18 protein-coding genes are annotated in these 18,847 nt (G+C 58.5%); 12 read left to right on the top strand and 6 right to left on the bottom strand.

Features of this window, described 5'->3' with window-relative positions; translation table 11 throughout:
* Positions 1 to 65: 65 nt before the first annotated feature.
* Positions 66 to 1,028, top strand: coding sequence for an ABC transporter permease (locus tag ABD833_RS08645; protein WP_345072360.1), 963 nt, complete (start codon positions 66 to 68; stop codon positions 1,026 to 1,028).
* Positions 1,025 to 2,008 carry an ABC transporter permease gene (locus ABD833_RS08640; protein ID WP_345072359.1) on the top strand — a complete coding sequence of 328 codons (984 nt, stop codon included), beginning with the start codon at positions 1,025 to 1,027 and terminating at the stop codon, positions 2,006 to 2,008. Before ABD833_RS08645 ends, ABD833_RS08640 begins: the two co-directional genes overlap by 4 nt.
* Positions 2,009 to 2,656: 648 nt before the next feature.
* Here ABD833_RS08640 and ABD833_RS08635 read toward each other — a convergent pair.
* The 6 genes from ABD833_RS08635 to ABD833_RS08610 form a co-directional block, all read right to left on the bottom strand.
* Positions 2,657 to 3,589 carry an SDR family oxidoreductase gene (locus tag ABD833_RS08635; RefSeq protein ID WP_345072357.1) on the bottom strand — a complete coding sequence of 311 codons (933 nt, stop codon included), beginning with the start codon at positions 3,587 to 3,589 and terminating at the stop codon, positions 2,657 to 2,659.
* A 3-nt stretch (positions 3,590 to 3,592) separates the two neighbouring features.
* On the bottom strand, positions 3,593 to 4,237 hold the full coding sequence (locus ABD833_RS08630; protein WP_345072355.1) for a peptidylprolyl isomerase: 645 nt from the start codon (positions 4,235 to 4,237) through the stop codon (positions 3,593 to 3,595).
* A gap of 98 nt (positions 4,238 to 4,335) precedes the next feature.
* A complete protein-coding gene (gene hemC / locus ABD833_RS08625; RefSeq protein ID WP_345072353.1) occupies positions 4,336 to 5,274 on the bottom strand; it encodes a hydroxymethylbilane synthase in 939 nt (312 codons plus the stop codon).
* 201 nt (positions 5,275 to 5,475) lie between these two features.
* A complete protein-coding gene (locus ABD833_RS08620; protein WP_345072351.1) occupies positions 5,476 to 6,615 on the bottom strand; it encodes a DNA polymerase III subunit in 1,140 nt (379 codons plus the stop codon).
* Positions 6,616 to 6,795: 180 nt separating this feature from the next.
* Positions 6,796 to 8,007 (bottom strand): GlmU family protein, encoded by a 1,212-nt coding sequence (locus ABD833_RS08615; RefSeq protein WP_345072349.1) that lies wholly within the window; start codon positions 8,005 to 8,007, stop codon positions 6,796 to 6,798.
* Positions 8,008 to 8,440: 433 nt separating this feature from the next.
* Positions 8,441 to 8,686, bottom strand: a complete 246-nt coding sequence (locus tag ABD833_RS08610; protein WP_345072348.1) for a type B 50S ribosomal protein L31 — start codon at positions 8,684 to 8,686, stop codon at positions 8,441 to 8,443.
* Positions 8,687 to 8,882: 196 nt separating this feature from the next.
* Between ABD833_RS08610 and ABD833_RS08605 the strand changes: the two genes are divergently transcribed.
* From ABD833_RS08605 to ABD833_RS08560, 10 genes are all read left to right on the top strand, one after another.
* A complete protein-coding gene (locus ABD833_RS08605) occupies positions 8,883 to 9,293 on the top strand; it encodes a hypothetical protein (protein WP_345072346.1) in 411 nt (136 codons plus the stop codon).
* Positions 9,294 to 9,415: 122 nt separating this feature from the next.
* Positions 9,416 to 10,012: an RdgB/HAM1 family non-canonical purine NTP pyrophosphatase gene (rdgB, locus tag ABD833_RS08600; protein WP_345072345.1), complete on the top strand. Its 597-nt coding sequence runs from the start codon at positions 9,416 to 9,418 to the stop codon at positions 10,010 to 10,012.
* Positions 10,013 to 10,113: 101 nt separating this feature from the next.
* Positions 10,114 to 10,737, top strand: coding sequence for a uridine kinase family protein (locus ABD833_RS08595; RefSeq protein WP_345072343.1), 624 nt, complete (start codon positions 10,114 to 10,116; stop codon positions 10,735 to 10,737).
* Between the two features lie 225 nt (positions 10,738 to 10,962).
* Complete coding sequence (locus ABD833_RS08590; protein WP_345072341.1) at positions 10,963 to 11,328, top strand: hypothetical protein; 366 nt, start codon at positions 10,963 to 10,965, stop codon at positions 11,326 to 11,328.
* Between the two features lie 114 nt (positions 11,329 to 11,442).
* Complete coding sequence (gene secDF, locus ABD833_RS08585) at positions 11,443 to 14,448, top strand: protein translocase subunit SecDF (RefSeq protein WP_345072339.1); 3,006 nt, start codon at positions 11,443 to 11,445, stop codon at positions 14,446 to 14,448.
* Positions 14,449 to 14,643: 195 nt separating this feature from the next.
* Positions 14,644 to 15,240 (top strand): RNA polymerase sigma factor, encoded by a 597-nt coding sequence (locus tag ABD833_RS08580; RefSeq protein ID WP_345072338.1) that lies wholly within the window; start codon positions 14,644 to 14,646, stop codon positions 15,238 to 15,240.
* Entirely contained in the window at positions 15,215 to 16,846 is a 1,632-nt protein-coding gene (locus tag ABD833_RS08575; RefSeq protein WP_345072337.1) for a porin family protein, read from the top strand. Before ABD833_RS08580 ends, ABD833_RS08575 begins: the two co-directional genes overlap by 26 nt.
* 48 nt (positions 16,847 to 16,894) lie before the next feature.
* On the top strand, positions 16,895 to 17,269 hold the full coding sequence (locus ABD833_RS08570; RefSeq protein WP_345072336.1) for a hypothetical protein: 375 nt from the start codon (positions 16,895 to 16,897) through the stop codon (positions 17,267 to 17,269).
* 11 nt (positions 17,270 to 17,280) lie between these two features.
* Entirely contained in the window at positions 17,281 to 17,850 is a 570-nt protein-coding gene (locus ABD833_RS08565; protein WP_345072335.1) for a YceI family protein, read from the top strand.
* Positions 17,851 to 17,855: 5 nt separating this feature from the next.
* Positions 17,856 to 18,764: a DUF5777 family beta-barrel protein gene (locus ABD833_RS08560; protein ID WP_345072333.1), complete on the top strand. Its 909-nt coding sequence runs from the start codon at positions 17,856 to 17,858 to the stop codon at positions 18,762 to 18,764.
* Positions 18,765 to 18,847: the final 83 nt, after the last annotated feature.

Genomic DNA, 18,847 nt, shown 5'->3' with positions numbered 1-18,847 from the left:
TCCCGGCGGTATGGGGGGTGGTATCCGTTATCTTTATAATAAGTCGCCTGTTAACCCAGGAGCAGGTGCTGAACCACCGCTTTGGGGAAGGTGAGACGGGGTCTCACGTGGCCTCACCAGCCCAGCGTCAACTGGCCGAGCTTCAGATTCGACAGCGTTTAGGCCTGACGGCTCCTTTGTTCTATTTTTCGGCGGCCCCGCCCCCCGTTGCTGGCCTGGCCCTGAGATGGCAGTGGAACGGCGCCCACAATCAGTATCATAACTGGCTGCGGCAACTTCTGCACGCTGATTTAGGCGTATCGTTTCGCGATGACCAGCCGGTAGTATCTCTGCTGCTGCAGTCGTTGCGCTACACCTTGCCCCTTACTATTGGCGCCGCGTTGAGTTGCCTGGCTTTGGCCTGGCTCCTGACTCCGCGCCTGGGGCGTAAAAGCCGCGGACGGAGCTTGCTACTAACCAGTCTCTACTTGATTGATGCGGCGCCCTTATTTGTCGTTTCGCTCTTACTACTGCTGCTTCTGGCTAATCCGGAAATGGTCGCTCTGTTTCCGGCCTATGGTCTCGGCCGCGAAGATCCAACGGCGACATGGCTGGTTCATTTTCAGACCATGGCCTATCATTTGGCCCTGCCGATGCTGACCCTGACGCTAGCCAGTCTACCCGCGCTGGTAGTACAGCTGGATGCGGCGCTCAACCACGAGCTGCGGGCTGATTACGTACTGACCGCACGAGCAAAAGGGCTGCCTGATGCGCTGGTAATTCGGCGCCACGTTCTGCGCAATGCCCTTATTCCGGTTCTGGCGCTGCTTACTGAGTTGCTGCCAAGCTTGGTGGCCGGTTCCGTCGTAGTTGAAATGATCTTTTCTTTACCTGGTATGGGCCGGCTGCTCGCGGCGGCGGCGGCGGCCCACGATTATCCGGTATTGCTGGGTGGCGTACTGACCGTTGCCCTGGTACGGGTCTGGGGCCAGGTGGTAGCCGACTGGTTATCTTTTCAGGCTGACCCTCGCATCAGGCTGCCCCTATGAATCACCTATTTACCGCGGGTACTATTTATCGGTGGCTGGCCCTGCTCTGGCTGACTGGCTTGCTGCTGGTCGCTTTACTGGTCCCGCTGTTCCCGCTGCCTTATGCTCCCGATACGACCGACCTAACGGCAATTACGGCTGCTCCATTCACGCATCCTCATTGGCTTGGCACTGATCCGTTGGGACGCGACCTGCTGGCGGGCCTGTTGTTTGGAGCCCGTACCACCTTGCTGATTAGTTTACCGGCTGCCCTACTCGCTACGCTGCTGGGTGCGCTGGTGGGAAGCATAGCCGGATTCTGGGGGAATTATGAGCTCCGCCTGTCGTTGAATTACACCTTAGCCGCCCTGGGGGTTCTGGGGTTCTGCGCTGTAGTCCGAGGTCCGTCACCCGTTTTATTTAGTGCAGCCAGCGCAGTTGCTACCGGCCTGATCCTGTTGGCGGCCCTCACCACCCGGTTTGGCTACCATCGCACGTTCCCGGTCCCGTTTGATAAGGCCCTGCTGGGCCTGATTGCCCTGTTGACCTCGACACCGCTCCTGATTCTGGTTTTAGCCCTGGCGGCCCTATCAACCGCTTCTCTGTCCGGACTATTGCTGGTCCTGACGCTTACCTACTGGCCCGGGGCGGCGCGCCTGGTACGCGCCGAAGTACTACGGATTCGGGCGTTGCCCTATATAGAATCCAGCCGCGTTCTGGGCTTACCAGCCCTGAGAATTTTATGGCATCATATCCGGCCCAACTACTGGCATACGCTACGGGCTACTTTTCCGCTTAGCGTAGCGACCCTTATCGGCCTCGAAACCACCCTGTCTTTTCTTGGCGTGGGCCTGCCTCCCGAAACGGCTAGTTGGGGACGTATTCTAGCGTCCGTTCGCCTGGCCCCTACTGCCTGGTGGCTCATTTTATGGCCTACGTTAGCTATTCTGATTACGACCCTTGCTCTGCGGCAAATATCTGCTCATCACCGGCCCGGTTAGCGTACAGTTCTGTCACAAAATCAGTTTTTTTTACCTGTTATTCGGCGTTTGTGCCTTACCCAATATCTGCCGGCCGCCGCAATTCAGCACCTGCAATGCCTATATTCGCTTTTACGCCATTATAAATACCATTCAGTATAAAGTCGAGGGGACCTTCCGGCATCATAGGCGAAAAAATCAGCTTTAATCGCTATGTCACAATTACACCGTACTTGTCCTTTACAGGCGGGGTTTCATCCCTTACTATTGTGATAAGAAACGGCGCACCACCTTGGAATGTCGCTTCTACGGGCTGCCGGGCAGCTATCAATATGACTTCTTCTCAACTTAAACGCCGACAGGATTATGCCTTGCAGCTTCTTCTGTTGGAAATAGCTACCCGCCAGGCCTTAATGGTCAGTAGTCAGGGCTTTCGGTTGATTGACGGCGAATGGGTATCGTACACGGCGGGGCAAGCGGCTCTGCATAGTGGTACTGCCCTGCTAGTCGGCGACTTACTCGTTGGAGTCGTTCCGTCCGAGGGTAGTATCGAATAGTAAAATTTGGTTTTGTGCGGCTGCAGTTGCTCGCAGCGACAAAACCTGTAAGGTTGTTGCAATAGGTGTGTGAAAAACCGCTGGTTCTGCCGGCGGTTTTTTTGCGTCCGCTTCACTCCTGCTGTTCTCGCCCCTGCTGTTCCTGCATTTGGTGGGCCAACAGTTCAATTCCTTCCCCGAAGGTGTGGGGCTGATACCCGAGTTGGTCCCTGGCCTTGTCGATAATAAAGCCGGTGCGGGCAGGACGCCGGGCTGGCTGCGTGAAGGTGCTGCTGTTGGCACGAACGATAAGCGTCTTATCCAGACCGAAATAGTCAGCTACCTGTATCGCCATTTGAAATGGCGTCAACAGTTCGCGGCTGCTGATGTTGAAAATGCCGGGAGCATTGTGCTTAACTACAAGCCAGCAGCCCTGCGCAAGGTCCTCGGCCAGAGTGGGCGTCCGAAACTGATCATCGACCACCTGAATCTGCTTGCCCGCCCGTAACGAGTCGCGCACCCACAGCACGATGTTGCTACGGCCATACTCGTGAGCCGTACCATATACCAGGACTGTCCGCACGATTGACCATTGGGCAGATCCGGCTCTTACCACCTGTTCAGCGGCCAACTTACTTTGCCCGTAAAAATTGACGGGAGCGGGAGCAGCGTCTTCAGTAAGGGGGCCCTGCTCGCCGCTGAAAATGAAGTCGGTGCTGACGTGAAGCAGATGCACGGCCAATTGAGCGCACCCAGCAACCAGATTTTCTACGGCCGTCACATTCTGCAGCCAGCAGGCTGCCTGGTTCAGCTCGCACTCATCTACATTGGTCATGGCCGCAGTATGAATAAGATGCGTCGGCTGCTCGGCTTGTAGTACCTGCTGCACCTGCTGTAAGTCGGTAACATCGAGCGAAACAAAGCGAACCGCTGGAAAGAGCGTAGCCAGTTTGTTGCTGCCCCGGGAAGTGGCAATGATTTCCACTTCGGCCTGCTGATGAAGCAAAGCCACCAGCTTCTGCCCCAGCAAGCCATTCGAACCCGTGATCAGGACGCGTTTGATCATGCGTTATTCGTACTTATAGCCGTACAGCTCAGCAATTTTCTTTTTTTTCAGCTTCTGCACCGTCACCGTCATCCTGATGTCCGTTGCGGGCCGGTCGCGCTCATCCTTGGGTTGCGCGGCAATTTTGTCCACTACCTCCAGACCGCTGATAACCTGTCCGAAAACGGTGTATTGCCCATTGAGATGAGTTGTACCGTTATGATTCTGCACAATATAGAACTGAGTGCTACTGCTGGCCCGCGTCGGGTTGGCAAAGTCGCCCTGGCGGGCGGCGGCTACCGCGCCAAACTTATGGAGCAGCTCAGGGCGGATCTCAGCCGGAATAGTGACTTCGTTGGGCTGGCCCTGCCCGTCATTGGTAGGGTCCGCGTCTTTCGAATTGGCATCGCCACCCTGAACCATGAAATTTTGAATGATCCGATGGAAGGTTGTGCCGGTGTACAGGCCGCTCTTGGCGAGTTTCAGGAAGTTGGCCCTGTGTAGCGGAGTTTGTTCGAACAGGATCAGCCTGATCTCGCCCAACGAAGTCCTGATGGTCACTACTTCATCTTTTTTACTCTTTTTCGGGATTTTAGCCGCTACCAGGTTCGCGGCCGACAGCAGTATAGATACTAAAATGAGCGCTGAAATGCGGAAAGGAGTATTCATAAGTGGGGTAAAGTTAGGCCCGTGGCCTGACGAAATTAAGTGCTTTCTCTGGTCGCTGCTCCAGCACCGGCGCAACATATTCAGCAAAGCCGGAAACCTTATTCCTGGTCACGCTGATTCCGGATATCGTCCAGAATCTGGCGCCCTCCGCGGCTAAGCACGTTTTCGGCCACTTTCACTCCCATGGCTTCGGCCTGACGGGAATCCGAGGCAATAATCTTTTCTTCAATGTACTGCTTCCCGTCGAGGCTGATCAGCCCGCCGTGTAGCTGAATAAACCCATCGGAATGCAGCTTGGCCAAGGCAAACGACGGGATGCTGCAGCCGCCTTCCATAGTGCGCAAAAAAGCCCGTTCGGCCAGCAGACAAAGATGGGTGGCGGGATGATCGAGGATCCGGCGCAGATCGAACCGGAGTTCAGGATCAATGCTGCGGGCACACTCAATGGCCACGCTGCCCTGCCCGGTGGCCGGCACAAACTGCGTTTCCGGCAAAATGTAGCGGATCAGCGAATCGTAGTTCATGCGGTGCACCCCGGCATAGGCCAGTACCAGACCATGATACTGTCCTTCTTCCAGTTTGCGCAACCGCGTTTGCAGATTGCCCCGGGCTTCAGCCGTGGTGGCATTGGGGTAAAAACGCTTCAGCATAGCTTTGCGGCGGGTGCTGCTGGTGCCCAGCACCAGATCGGAACGGTGCAAGTCCAGGTTGGCATCGTAGCTCACAATCACATCGTTGGCGCGCTCCCGCTTCATGAAAGCCAACAGCTCCAGATCATCCGGGATACTGCTTTGCACATCTTTGGCGCTGTGGACAGCAATATCGATGTGACCCGACCGCAGACTTTGCTCCAGCTCTTCCGTGAACACGCCCTTCGACCCGATTTTATCCAGGGAACGATCGAGAATCAGGTCACCAGTAGTGGTGATAATGACAATTTCGCTGGGCAGCTTGGCCTGCGCCAGGCAAGCCGCGACATGATTGGCCTGCCATAGCGCCAGCTTGCTGCCACGAGTACCAATGCGGATAGTTTTCACGGAAGAAGCGGGAATTGAAAATGGAGTGAACTAGCTGGTCAGCAACCGGTCGATCCTGCCTGTTTTTTGCCGGCCACCTGAAGTTTGCTTTTCTGGTGCAGCTGACAAATGTACTACGCTGCCAAGTACTGGTCCTGGCTATAGGGCCATTAGCGGCTACTATAGCTGTTTAGCAAACCATAGTTTCCGTCATTGCAGGGCCTAGGCGGCTATTTTCAGTAGTTCAGCAATGCGTAGCGAGGTATCCACGAACACCATCCGGGGGTTGGCATTACGCTCTATATGGTAGTGGGCATCGTTGATTTCCGTCGTCAGCAGGTCGGCGTTGCGCAAATGCACGAAGCGGCTGAACCCGCTTACGAACTGCTGCTCGCCAGCCGGCAGATGCGGTACGAACTGGGCGTCAATTCCGAACAGGAGCACCTTGCGCAGGAGCCCCAGCGCAAAGTGCAGAAACTCCTTCTGGTTTTCGCGGCCCAGCTTTTGGAATTCGTCGCTCTGGCTGAGCAGCTTGTCCACCTTGTAGCCGTAGCACTGGCGCATCCAGTCGGTGAAGAAGGCAAAGTAATCATGCTCCGACGAGGTAGTACTACGCGCGGCGATGGCGGAGCCGAGGTTCCCTTCGGCTAGTTGAGCCAGCTGGCGGGCTTTTACTTCGGGTACCTGATACTGGTCGCGGAGATACCCGGTAATGTCGTTTTCGGAGAATGCGCGGACGGCTACCGGCTGCACCCGGCTGATGATAGTAGGCAGCAACTGTTCCGGGGCGGAACTAACCAGCAAAAAAATGGTGGCCGGCGGGGGTTCCTCCAGCAGCTTCAGCACGGCGTTGGCCGCCGCCGGATGCATCAGCTCGGGCAGCCAGACAACCACGATTTTAAACCGCGCCTCAAAGGCTTTCAAGGATACGAGCTTTAACAACTGCAGGCTTTCTTCCTTGGAGATGCTGCCTTGCTTGTTTTCGGCCCCGATGTGCTGCATCCAGTCGTTGAGACTCTGGTAGGGATTAGCGAGCACGAAGCCGCGCCAGTCGGCCATAAATTTGCTGCTGACCGCATCTTTAGCTACTGCTTTGGTAGTGGTGACGGGCAGAATGAAGTTCAGATCGGGGTGAATCAGCTTGTCGGTTTTCTGACAACTGGCACAGTGCCCGCAGGAATCATCGGCCCCGGGCGGCCGGCTCTCGCAGTTCAGAAAGGTGGCGTAAGCCAAAGCCAAGGCTAGCGCGGCAGAGCCGTCGGCGCCACGAAACAGCTGAGCGTGCGCCACGTGCTGCCGCTGCACCGATTGACGCAAAAGCTGCTTTACACTTTCCTGGCCGGGGATTTCGGAGAAACGCATTCGTTGAACAATTAACAATGAGCAATTGGTGGAGTGTGCACTCTTCTTGCGCTATTCTTTACTGCTCACTGCCCGTTACGGACTGATGGTACGCACTGATTGTCTGCAGTTGCTGGAAAGCGGCTTTTGCTGCTTTCCAGTAAGCCCTTTCCAAGCAATCAGTCAGGGGTGCGCGTACCATCAGTTACTAGTTGACCTTTCCCACACCCGGTCCTGGGACGTGGCCTCGAAAACGTGCTGCATGATGGCCTGCTCGGTAGCATCGTAGTCGAGGTGGCGGCGAGCCATCACGCGTTCAGCTACTTCGGTTACTTTCGGCATTTTGAAGGTTTCGAAGCCCGCGGCACCGCCCCAGCTAAAGGAGGGAATGAAAGTACGGGGAAAGCCGGCCCCGAAAATATTGGCCCCTACCCCTACCACGGTGCCCGTATTGAACATCGTGTTGATGCCGCACTTGCTATGGTCGCCCATCATCAGGCCGCAGAACTGCTGGCCGGTATTCACGAAGCGTCCCTTGGCGTGGCTCCAGATTTTCACCGGGGCGTAGTTATTCTTCAGGTTAGAGGTGTTGGTATCGGCCCCCAGGTTGCACCACTCCCCGATAACGGAGTTGCCCAGATACCCGTCGTGGCCTTTATTGGAATAGCCCAGGAAGATGCTGTTGCCTACTTCGCCGCCGACCTTACTGTGTGGCCCTACGGTGTTGTCGCCGCGCATTTTAGCCCCGGAGTTGATGTGCGACCCTTCACACAAGGCCAACGGACCTTTAATAATAGCGCCTTCGTGGACCTGGGAGTTGCGACCCAGGTAAATGGGCCCGTCTTCGGCGTTCAGGATAGCCGCCCGGATTTTGACCCCTGGCTCTAAAAAGATGTTCTCCGGCGCATACACGATGGTATGGGCATCTTCGATGGGTGCCGACTGCCGGCCGTGGGTTAGCAGGTCGAAGTCGCGGCGGATTTCGGCCCCATTGCGCAGAAACAGATGCCACAGCTCGCTGATGACCGTGACGGGCTCCACCACCTCCTGGCGGTCGGCCAGACCATCCTGAATAAGCTCCGCCACCCGGGAAGCATCAGCCAGATGAGCCGCCACCAGCAAGTCGCCGTCCAGCAGCGCTTGTCCGGGCCGCAAAGCCTGCACCTGCTGAATCAGCACGGCATCGGGGCACACGGCCCCGTTGATGACCAAGGCGGGCCCCTGCACGCTACCCGCCGGATACTTAGCCTGCAGGTAAGATTCGGTCAGGTAATGGACTTCTGAGCCGAGACGATGCTGCCATTTCTCGGCAATGGTCAGAATGCCGCAGCGCAGGGCCGCGATAGGCCGCGTGAACGTGAAAGGCAGCAGGTTAGGCCGAATGGCAGGATCATCAAAGAGCAGAACGGTCATAAGAGGAGCTATTCGCTGGGATTGGACGCTGGGGACCCGGGCTTCAGAAGCTGGCAAAACCGGTTGGCCGGGCCGCTCGCCGTCGCGAAGTTACCCGGCCAGGCCTTGACAACCGAAAAAAGGCGGCGGAAGAGCAGCTGATTTCGGGTTCTGGCTGACACTCAGCCGGATGTTTTATCCTCGTGGCGCAGTAGGGTGCGGGGTGCGCCCCCGCCCGTCGTGGCCCGAAAGCGTTGACCTGGCGCGGGCAGCGGGCGGGGGCAGCGGGCGGGGACAAGCCCCGCACCCTACGCCGTTTTGGCCTGCCACTTCACCACGAGGATAGCTGCCTGCGTTCAGGCCCTACCAGGTTGGGTTAAAACCAAAAACTCCTTTCGGTGAGGAAAGGAGCTTTTGGTTTTAACCCAACTGCGCAAGGCCTGGGGCCGGACAGTTATTTCTTCTGGTAGCGGGTACGGAACTTCTCCACGCGGCCGGCGGTGTCGATAAACACGTTTTTGCCGGTGTAGAAGGGGTGCGAGGCGCTGCTAACTTCCACCTTGATAACGGGGTAGGTCTTGCCGTCCTCCATGGTGATAGTCTCGCTGGAGTTCATCGTCGAGCGGGTGATGAATTTGAAGTCGCTGGACGAGTCCTGGAACACAACTTCGCGGTACTCGGGGTGGATGTCTTTTTTCATGATCGGGGAGTTAAAGCCTACGGGCCCTGCCGATTTTGCGGAAGGGACTGCAAAAGTACACGTTAGCTGCGAATTTCAAAAACCTGACCGCGTCTTTTCCAGATTTGTGCCTGCGCTTAGCACAGGCTAGCGGAATTTGTTTATTTTTGGTGCCCTGCTGTTACTATCTAGCTATTGGTTTTTGTTACTCCCGCTCATGGCCCAGAAGACTACGCTTGCCGTCCTGTTGCTGGTTTTGCTGGGAGCGTCCCTGGCCCTGGGCGCTACCATCACGCTCTTTCAGGCCACTTTCGATGGCACCAACATCCGGCTGGACTGGGAGGTCGCCAGTGAAGCCGGCGTCGACAACTACGAAATCTGGCGCAAAGCCAACAGTGAGCCCTCCTTTACCCGTCTGACCACCGTGTCGCCAACGGCCCAGCGGCGTTACCAGTTTTTGGATACTAATGTATTTCGTGGTGGCGCAGGAGCCGCCGGCGGTGGCCCCTTCACGTATAAACTTACTGTGCGCACCAGCGCCGGCGACCAGAGCTACACGACCGTGCTGAACTTTACGACCAGTGCGGTGCAGCGCTCCTGGGGCAGCATCAAGTCAATGTTCCGATAAGGGTATCCGCCGTTGAAGTACCCTGGCTTTCCCATCCGCTCCCGACCACCTGCTCCCTTTCGCCACCGGATTCGTCCGGCTTTTTTTTGTCCGTTCACAATTCAACCTTTATCACTCCCGGGATGCGCCTCTGCTTTGCCACCAATAATACCCATAAGCTGACTGAGGTCCGTGCCCTGCTGCCGTCTTCGGTAGACTTGGTGAGCCTGGTTGACCTTGGCTGCCACGAGGAGCTGCCCGAAACTCAGGACACGCTGGCCGGCAATGCCCGCCAGAAGGCCGAGTATGTGTGGCAGCACTACCAGACCGCCTGCTTCGCCGATGATACCGGACTGGAAGTAAACGCCCTGAACGGTGAGCCGGGGGTTTATTCGGCGCGGTACGCCGGCCCCCAGCGCTCCGCTGCCGACAACATTCAAAAGCTGCTGCACGAGTTGCGCGGCCCCGTCGACCGCAGTGCCCGATTCCGGACCGTGGTGGCGCTGGTGTTGCCCAACGGCGAGTGGCACGAATTCCACGGCGTAGTCGACGGCCTGATTACGGCAGAGCGGCGGGGAGCGGACGGCTTTGGCTACGACCCCGTTTTTCAACCCCTGCACCACGCCAGTACCTTCGCGCAGATGTCGCTGGAGCAGAAAAACAGGCTGAGTCACCGGGGACGGGCCGTAGCTCAGCTGGTGGCATTCTTGCAGGAATTGGAGAGGCAAGTACCGCTTTAGCGGGAATATTACGGTAATGTGACGACCGCGCACTTTACGCAGCGGGCATTTGCTTACTTTTGCAGGGTTGGCCCCGTCGGTACGGGCCGCTTCCCCACCCCATGCAACACCCTTTCATCGTCGGTATCACAGGCGGCAGCGCTTCGGGCAAAACCACGTTTTTGCGTCGGCTGCTGGCTTCGTTTCCCGAAGAAGACATTTGTCTGATTTCGCAGGACAATTATTATCACCCGCGCGAAAGTCAGTATATCGACCTCAACGGGGTGACGAATTTTGATCTGCCCTCTTCGATTGACTCTGCCGCGTACGCCGCCGATGTGCTGCAGATCAGCCAGGGACGCGAGGTGCGCCGGCAGGAGTATACGTTCAACAATCCGAACCTGGTGCCTAAGGAGCTGGTGTTTCGGCCCGCCCCGATTGTGGTCGTCGAGGGCATTTTCGTCTTCTACTTCGAGGAAGTGGCCAAACTGCTCGACCTGAAGGTCTATATCGATGCCCAGGAACACGTGAAGCTCCAGCGCCGCATCGTGCGCGACCGGGACGAGCGCGGCTACGACCTGGAAGACGTCCTCTACCGCTACACCAACCACGTAGCCCCGACGTACGAAAAGTATATCCGGCCCTTCAAGCAGGACGCCGACATCGTGATTCCCAACAACCGCCATTTCGACAAAGGGCTGGAGGTGCTGGTGAGCTACCTGCAAAGCAAAACCGGCGTTAAATAAAAAGCTGGATTTCGTCTTTCAAAATTGCCCTGGAGCCCTCCCATCTATCCGGGGCCACCAGGGCAATTCTCGTTTCAGGTCGCCCCCACAACGGTTTGCAACCTATCGAGGACAGCTGTTATCGACTGCCGGTAACCCGGATTTTCCGCGGCCTTAGCGGCTCAATACCGACTTTCGTTGCGGCGGCCGGCTGGTTTGGCTATATTTGTCACTCTTGCCACCCCCATGTTAACGTCCTTTCCCTCCTTTCTGTCCCGCCTGCGTTTCACGCTGCTCACAGCCACGGTGCTGTTTGTGCTGTCGTTGAACCACCAGGCGGTTGCCACCTTCCGGGTTGCGGTGGGTAAGGCGACGCACGTGGGCACGGGACCGAAAGCGGCGGTAGTCAAGCAGAAAGTTTCTTTTGAAGCCACGACTTCGCTGGCGGTATGGCTCGCTCCGGCTATGGAAGCCTGGCTGCCGGCGCCGGAGTTACCCACGTGGGCGGGCATCTGCCGGCATTCCTCCGTGCTGCGCCCCCGGCCCAGCGCGGTTCCCGATTTATTTCGTGCCCGCCTGCTGCTCGCGGCCCTCTCGCCGCAAGCGCCCTAAGGAGCCTGGCGGTGCCGCCCGTTAAATCCGCAGTGGGCTGGACTCCAGCACCTTTTTAGCGGCCGGGTGGCCAGTGATGGTTTGCAATTTCCCTGAATCCCTTTTCTTTTTTCAATGCGTAATAAAGGACTTATTATCGCCCTCGCCGTCATTGTGTCGGTGTTGTGCATTTACTTTCTGTCGTTCACCATGGTGTCGCGACGGGTACAGCAGCAGGCCGTTGATTACGCCACCCGCAACGGGCAGGTAGATCAGCCGAAGCGCCAGCATTATCTGGATTCCGTGTGGCGGGCTCCGGTAATCAACGTGCTGGGCGTGGACTACACGTATAAGGATGTCCGGCAGAGCGAGCTGGGCCTGGGTCTGGACCTGAAAGGCGGCATGCACGTAACGCTGGAAGTTTCGCCGGTGGAAATCGTACGGGCCATGTCCGGCAATTCCAAGGACGCCAACTTCAACAAGGCTTTGGCGCAGGCGCAGGAAATGCAGAAGAGCAGCGCGTCGACGCCTTTCACGGCCCTGTTTGCCCAGGCCTACCGCGAAATCGCACCCAATGACAAGCTGGCCCGCATCTTCGCCAACACAACCAACAAAAGCCGGGGCATCGACATCAACTCGACCAACGAGAAGGTAATTGCCGCCATCGATAAGGAGGAAGAAGAAGCTATTGACCGCTCCTTCAACATTCTGCGGACCCGCGTGGATAAGTTCGGCGTCAACCAGCCCAACATCCAGCGCGTGAAAGGCACGGGCCGCATTCAGATCGAACTGCCCGGCGTGGACAACCCCGAGCGGATTCGCAAGCTGCTCCAGGGCCAGGCCAAGCTGGAATTCTGGGAAGTATGGCGCGCCGACGAGTTTGGGCCTTACTTCACCCAGCTCAACGACGTGCTGACGGCAAAAGAAGCCGCGGAGAAGCTCACCGGCGCCGCCGCTACCCCGGCCGCCGCGACCGATACGACGGCTACGGCCGCTGCTCCCGGCGACTCTACTTCGCTGGCCAGCCAGCTGGCTAAAAAAGACACCAAGGCTACGGCCGACTCCGCTAACCCTGCCCAGCAGAGCAGCGTGTTGGCCAAGCTCTTCACCATGCCCGGCGCGCTGGGCTCGAACGTGCGCGACACTGCCCGCGTGAACAGCGTGCTGAAAAGCGCCGAGGTACGCGCCATCCTGCCCCCAAACCTCACCTTCCTGTGGGGCGTGAAGCCCGACGTAATTGAAGGCCAGGAATACCTGCAGCTTTACGCCATCCGCAAATCGCGCGAGGCCACGGCCCCGCTCGGGGGTGAAGTGGTAGCCGATGCCCGGCAGGATTACGACCAGGGCGGCCGCCCGGAGGTTTCGATGCAGATGAACCCTAGTGGGGGCAGCAAGTGGCAGAAACTGACCGCCGCCAACATTGGCCGGCAGGTAGCTATCGTGCTCGACGACTACGTGTACTCCGCCCCGGTGGTGCAGGCCGAAATTGCCGGCGGCAACTCCAGCATCTCGGGTAACTTCACCATCGAAGAAGCCCAGGATTTGAGCAACGTGCTGAAAGCCGGCAAGCTCCCCGCTCCTACCCGGATTGTGGAAGAAGCGGTAGTAGGCCCTTCGCTTGGTCAGGAAGCCATCGACCAGGGCCTGTACTCCTCGATTGCGGGTCTGGTAATCATCATGATCTTCATGGCCGTCTATTATGGCAAAGCTGGTCTGGTCGCTGACCTGGCGTTGCTGTTCAACGGCTTCCTGGTGCTGGGCGTACTGGCCCAGTTCGGCACGGCCCTTACGCTGCCCGGCATTGCGGGTCTGGTGCTGATCTTCGGTATGGCGGTAGATGCCAACGTACTGATCTTTGAGCGAATCCGCGAAGAGCTGACCCACGGCCTGAGCGTGAAGGACGCCATCAACAAAGGCTACGCCCGCGCCTTCTCGGCCATCTTCGACTCCAACGTGACCACGATGCTGATTGCCGTGATTCTGGGCTTCTTCGGTACCGGTCCGGTACAAAGCTTTGCCGTCACGCTGGGTATCGGGGTACTTACCTCGTTCCTGTCGGCCGTGTACGTGTCGCGCATCATCATCGAGTGGCTCACCAGCGGCAAGGAAACCACGAGCATCTCGTTCAGCACGCCGGTATCGCGCAACCTGTTCCAGAACGTGAACTTCGACATCGTGGGCAAGCGCAAAATTGCTTACGCCTTCTCCACCTTCTTTATTGTTGTTGGCTTTGTGCTGATGGCCGTGCAGGGTGGGCCGAACCTGGGCGTCGACTTCCGCGGCGGCCGCAGCTACGTAGTTGATTTCAGCAAGCCGGAAGTGGCTTCCGACGTGCGCGAGGCCCTGGCCAAGAACTTCCAGGGGGCTGGTACGGAGGTAAAAACTTTCGGCAACGAAAACCGCCTGCGCATCACCACCAGCTATCTGGCTGATGACGAAAGCACCGTGGCCGACACGAAAGTGCAGGAAACGCTGCTGGCGGGCCTGAAACAGTACGGCGCTTCGGATGCCCGCATCCAGAGCACCTCGAAAGTGGGAGCTACCATCGCCGACGATATCAAGCGGACCTCGGTGCTGAGTCTGGCGCTGACGCTGCTGGGTATCTTCGTCTACGTGCTGTTCCGCTTCGAAAAGTGGCAGTACTCCATGGCCGCCGTTATTGCCCTCTTCCACGATGCGCTGCTGGTTATTGCCGCCTTCCCGATTGCCCGGTTGTTCGGGCTGAACTACGAGATGGACCAGATTTTCGTGGCCGCCGTGCTCACCGTTATCGGCTTCTCGATGAACGATACCGTGGTTATCTACGACCGGATCCGGGAATACCTGCGGGAAAATCCTAACCTGACGTTTGCGCAGGTGGTGAACCCGGCCCTGAACAGCACGTTCTCCCGGACCATGATTACGTTCACCACCGTATTCCTGGTGGTCGTCGTACTCTACATCTTCGGCGGAGAAACGCTGCGCTCATTCTCCTTCGCCATGATTGTGGGTATTATCTTCGGTACGTACTCATCGTTGTTCATCGCCACGCCGATTATCCTCGATACCTACGGCCGCAAGGAAGCCCGTGAACGGGGCACCACGGTAACTACGGAAGTAGCGGCGGCCGATGCGCCCAAGCTGTCGACGACGGTTCAATAAAGGAAACTACCTGGGAAAAGCCCGGCCGGAATGGCTGGTCCTTACCCAAATTTCAAAAGCCCTCCCGGCCATATGGCCGGGAGGGCTTTTTTTGTTGACTTTACTATCCGGCCCTAAGTCACTAAACTATCTTTTGTAAAAGCAAAGCAACCTTTCCCCGGTTATTTTGCGAGTAATCCATATACCCCCGCTGCCGTGCCCCGATCTGACCACGACCCCGAGATGCTCACTGCGCTGCTGGCCGGGTGCCGACAGACGGAGCGTGGCAGCCAGCGGCGGCTGTATGGGCTGTACTACAGCTTCGCTATGGGCATTTGCCTGCGCTACACCCGCACCCGCGACGAAGCGATGGAAGCGGTGAACGACGGGTTCCTGAAAGTGTTTCGCGACGTGGTAAAGTTCGATCCGCTGCGGCACGAGATAACCAGCTCCTTCCGGGGCTGGCTGAAGAGAATCATGATTCACACGGCCATCGACCACTACCGTAGTCAACAAAAGCACCAATACCAGCAGGAACTCAACGACGTGGCCTATGCCCAGCTCGACGGCGGCCTGACGGCCCTGGACTCGCTGGCCTACGATGAGCTGCTGGTCCTGATCCAACAGCTTTCCCCCGCGTACCGCACGGCCTTTAACCTCTTCGTCATCGACGGCTTCACCCACGAGGAAATCAGCCGGCGGCTGGGCATTTCAGTAGGCACCTCCAAATCCAACCTCTCGAAGGCCCGGGCCCGCTTAAAAGAACTCCTTAAAAAAACCAGCCCCCATGCATACGCCGGACATGTCGGATGAAGAACTCGACGCGCTGTTTCAGCGGGGCGCCGAGCACTATCCCGACGAACACAACCTCAGCGCGTGGCTGGCCATGGAGCGCAAGCTCGATGCCCAGGCCATGCAGCAGCAGGTGCGCGGCAAAGTGCTCCGGATTTTTGCCCTGGAAACCGTTATCGTCCTGCTGGCTCTGCTGGGCTGGCTGGGCTGGCGGGGCTGGTCGCGCCCGGCTGGCGTAGCGTCCGGCAACGCAACCCGGGAATTTTCTCAATTGGCCGCGGCTCCAACGCCTGTTATTGTCGGTCTGCCCGCCGGGACCAGTCCGGGGCTCTCGGCCAAACCAGCTATTGGGGTCGATTCGAAACTGCACCCTGCTCCTACGGCCGGCAAACCCCTTGCTGACCTTCAACCGGCCGCAGCCAGCATGGCGACGGAGCCAGCTAACCCTACCCCTGGCTTAGCCTCAGGGCGCGTGAAACCCGTCGGGTTTGATGACCGACAGCCCAGGCGGCGGACGTGGCGCCAGGCCGGCGGGCCAGTAACGCGCAACGCGAAGAAAGCAGGGCCTGGTTTGCCGGGGGGGCCAGCCTTAACGGAGCAACCGAAACTGACTAAGACCGAATCCGCGGCGGCCCGGCCCGCAAGCCCGGCTATGGGTTCACCCATTGCCGGATTATCCAGCGCTACGTCAGCCCCGGCAGACCAGCCGGCAGGTAATATTTCCCGGCCAGAGCCGGGTAGTAACGCGGCTCCCGCCACGCACTTACAGGCGCCTGAGAGCCAGACGCCGCGCCGGACCGGCCATCCGTTCGTCGCCCTTCCGGTCCCCTCGACAGCCGTTTCGGCCGCACCACCTCCGGCCACTACCGGTTTACCGTCCCGGGAGGCCGTACCGGTGAAGTCCCCGGCACCGGACGCCTCCGATTCGGTAGGGCAACAAGCCGCCGTCGTGGCTGCTGCCCCTGCCGGTGCTGACTCAACGACCACAGAAAAACCACGCGACCAGGTTAAATCACCGCCCCGCCTCAGTTTTGCCCTACTGTATTCCCCGGAGCTGAGCACCGTGCGGTGGGCCAGCTACACCACCCCGGGCAGCAACCTGGGGGCGGCGCTGGAATACCGGTTTGCGCAGAAGTGGCGGATAAGCGCGGGAATGCTCCGCTCGGTGAAGCGCTATGCCGCCCGCGGCTCCGACTACCATCCGCCGGCTGGCTACTGGACCAATTCCTACGCTATCAATAAAGTGGATGCCACGTGCCGAATCATTGATATTCCCCTTAACCTGCGCTATGATCTGCGGCAAGGCGCCCGGACGGCGGTATTTGCTTCGGCGGGCCTCTCGTCGCTGCTGATGCGCAACGAGGCTTACCGCTACAACTACTACTCCTATGGTAAGCCCGTTTCCCGCGACTGGAGCCTGCGCAAAGGGTCTAACCACTTTCTGAGCGTCCTCAATCTGTCGGCCGGCTATGAGCGTACATTTGGGGGCCGCTGGGCCGTACAGGGGGAGCCCTTCGTGAAAATCCCCCTGGGCGGCGTCGGTTTTGGCAGGGTGAAGCTCAGCAGCACCGGGGTATTTTTCGCTTTGAAATATGCTCTGCTGCCCGCTTCGCCGGTGGTCCGGTAACGGACAACCCATTTCCCAGTTCACTACTCATCTCCTTTTAACATCCGTATGCTGCGCCGCGCTTCTCTTTTGCTACTTGTCCTGGGCTCAGGCCTGAGTAGCTGTACCTACGATAATGCGGAAGAACTGCTGGAAAGCAAGCCCCTGCCCGCCTGTGCCGAAGTGGCGGTAACGTACAGTGGTACGATTTCTCCCATTCTGGACCGAAACTGCCGCAGCTGCCATAACCAGCTTACCCCCCAGGCCAACGTGAATCTGGAGGGGTATGCGCGGGTGAAGCCCTACGCCGACAACGGGCTGCTGGTTGGAGTTTCGAGCCATGCGCCAGGGTTTATCCCGATGCCGGTAGGAGCGGCCAGGCTTTCCGACTGCGATATTGCCAGCCTCAAAACCTGGGTGGCCGCCGGAGCCCCCGACAACTAAGCCTTCCGACTATGAAATACGTGCTGTTTCTGGCGCTGAGTCTGCTCCTGCTCCCCCGGAGCCGGGCGCAGGGAAAATACGCGACCCGGGCCGGGCTGATTAGTTTTTTCGCCGGCACTCCCCTGGAAGATATTGATGCCCGCAACGCGCAGGTGGCGGCCGTGCTGGACCTGAGCAGCGGGCAGCTGGCGTTTACGGTGCCCATGAAGGCGTTTCAGTTCAGGCGCACCCTCATGCAGGAGCACTTCAACGAAAACTACGTGGAGTCGGAGAAATACCCGCGGGCTACGTTCACGGGCAAAGTGCTGAATTTCCAGCCCGCTCTGGTCCAGCAAACCGGTCCGCAGCCCGTGCAGGTCGAAGGCGAGCTAACCATTCACGGGGTAAAGCGCCGCGTGCAGGTCCCCGGTACGCTGGAGCTGAAAAACAACCAGCTGCTGGTAAGGTCGAAGTTCATAGTCGCCCCTGCCGACTACAACATCGAAATTCCGGCTCTCGTCCGCGACAACATCGCCAAGACCATTGCCGTGACCGTCGCGCTGACCTGCGACCCGGCTGCCCTAACTCAACCTGCCAAGTAATCAGTATGAAACTACCTTTACGCGTCCCGGCAGCCGGGCTTCTTCTGGGCATGGTGCTGGGCCTCAGCAGCCCGGCCCACGCTCAGGATGATCTGCTTAAAGAGCTCGAAACCCAGCGTCCGGATAGCGTACGACCGGCCCGCGACATCACCCTGGCTACTTTTAAGGGCACCCACATCATCAACAGCCAGTCGGTGGAAACGCCGGGCGGGGGCACCCTGCTGTTTCTGATTCAGCACCGCTTCGGGACGCTCAACAGCGGGGCCTACAATTTCTTCGGGCTCGACCGGGCCGTACTACGGCTCAGCTTTGAGTATGGGCTGACCGACCGGCTGGCGGTGGGCCTGGGGCGCAGCTCGGAAGAAAAGACGTTCGACGGCTTCGTGAAGTACCGGGCGCTGCGGCAGAGCGAAGGCGCCCGCGCCATGCCCGTATCCGTGACGCTGCTGGCCAGCTCGGCCCTCACCACGCTTAAATTTCCGGCCCCGGAGCGCAGTATGGCCAGCCGCTTCACCTACACCTACCAGGCGCTGATTGCCCGCAAGTTCAGCTCTTCTCTCTCGGCCCAGCTGATGCCCACGGTGATTCACCGCAACTTCGTTGATAGGCGACGCGACCAGAACGACGTGTACGCCATCGGAGGAGCAGTACGCCAGAAAATCTCCAAGCGGCTGGCCCTGACGGGCGACTACTATTACCTGTTGCCCGGTGCTACCGCCGATACTTTCCGCAACGCTATTGGCGTGGGCGTAGATATTGAAACCGGCGGCCACGTATTTCAGCTGCACTTCACCAACGCCCAGGGCATGATCGAGAAGTTCTTCGTTCCCCAGACCCTGGGCAACTTCTTCGATGGCGACATCTACTTCGGCTTCAACGTGAGCCGGGCATTTACCGTCAAAGACCGGCGGTAGCCCTGCTCCATTCCTCAGAAGCTGTTTGAGTTAGCAGAATTTGAGCACCCGTTTGATGTTTGCCAAGCTAATCCATGCGTTAG

The organism is Hymenobacter fastidiosus (assembly GCF_039539565.1).
Lineage (GTDB): Bacteria > Bacteroidota > Bacteroidia > Cytophagales > Hymenobacteraceae > Hymenobacter > Hymenobacter fastidiosus.
The sequence above is the reverse complement of the archived record's forward strand: the minus strand, read 5'-3'. Positions and strand labels throughout refer to the sequence as shown.

Bases quoted from the DNA above. Each gene is read 5' to 3' on its own strand.
- ABD833_RS08605 (WP_345072346.1), top strand. From the start codon at position 8,883: ATGGCCCAGAAGACTACGCTTGCCGTCCTGTTGCTGGTTTTGCTGGGA.
- ABD833_RS08610 (WP_345072348.1), bottom strand. From the start codon at position 8,686: ATGAAAAAAGACATCCACCCCGAGTACCGCGAAGTTGTGTTCCAGGAC.
- ABD833_RS08630 (WP_345072355.1), bottom strand. From the start codon at position 4,237: ATGAATACTCCTTTCCGCATTTCAGCGCTCATTTTAGTATCTATACTG.
- ABD833_RS08590 (WP_345072341.1), top strand. From the start codon at position 10,963: ATGTTAACGTCCTTTCCCTCCTTTCTGTCCCGCCTGCGTTTCACGCTG.
- rdgB (WP_345072345.1), top strand. From the start codon at position 9,416: ATGCGCCTCTGCTTTGCCACCAATAATACCCATAAGCTGACTGAGGTC.
- ABD833_RS08620 (WP_345072351.1), bottom strand. From the start codon at position 6,615: ATGCGTTTCTCCGAAATCCCCGGCCAGGAAAGTGTAAAGCAGCTTTTG.
- ABD833_RS08615 (WP_345072349.1), bottom strand. From the start codon at position 8,007: ATGACCGTTCTGCTCTTTGATGATCCTGCCATTCGGCCTAACCTGCTG.
- ABD833_RS08565 (WP_345072335.1), top strand. From the start codon at position 17,281: ATGAAATACGTGCTGTTTCTGGCGCTGAGTCTGCTCCTGCTCCCCCGG.
- ABD833_RS08575 (WP_345072337.1), top strand. From the start codon at position 15,215: ATGCATACGCCGGACATGTCGGATGAAGAACTCGACGCGCTGTTTCAG.
- ABD833_RS08560 (WP_345072333.1), top strand. From the start codon at position 17,856: ATGAAACTACCTTTACGCGTCCCGGCAGCCGGGCTTCTTCTGGGCATG.
- secDF (WP_345072339.1), top strand. From the start codon at position 11,443: ATGCGTAATAAAGGACTTATTATCGCCCTCGCCGTCATTGTGTCGGTG.
- ABD833_RS08595 (WP_345072343.1), top strand. From the start codon at position 10,114: ATGCAACACCCTTTCATCGTCGGTATCACAGGCGGCAGCGCTTCGGGC.
- ABD833_RS08635 (WP_345072357.1), bottom strand. From the start codon at position 3,589: ATGATCAAACGCGTCCTGATCACGGGTTCGAATGGCTTGCTGGGGCAG.
- ABD833_RS08640 (WP_345072359.1), top strand. From the start codon at position 1,025: ATGAATCACCTATTTACCGCGGGTACTATTTATCGGTGGCTGGCCCTG.
- ABD833_RS08570 (WP_345072336.1), top strand. From the start codon at position 16,895: ATGCTGCGCCGCGCTTCTCTTTTGCTACTTGTCCTGGGCTCAGGCCTG.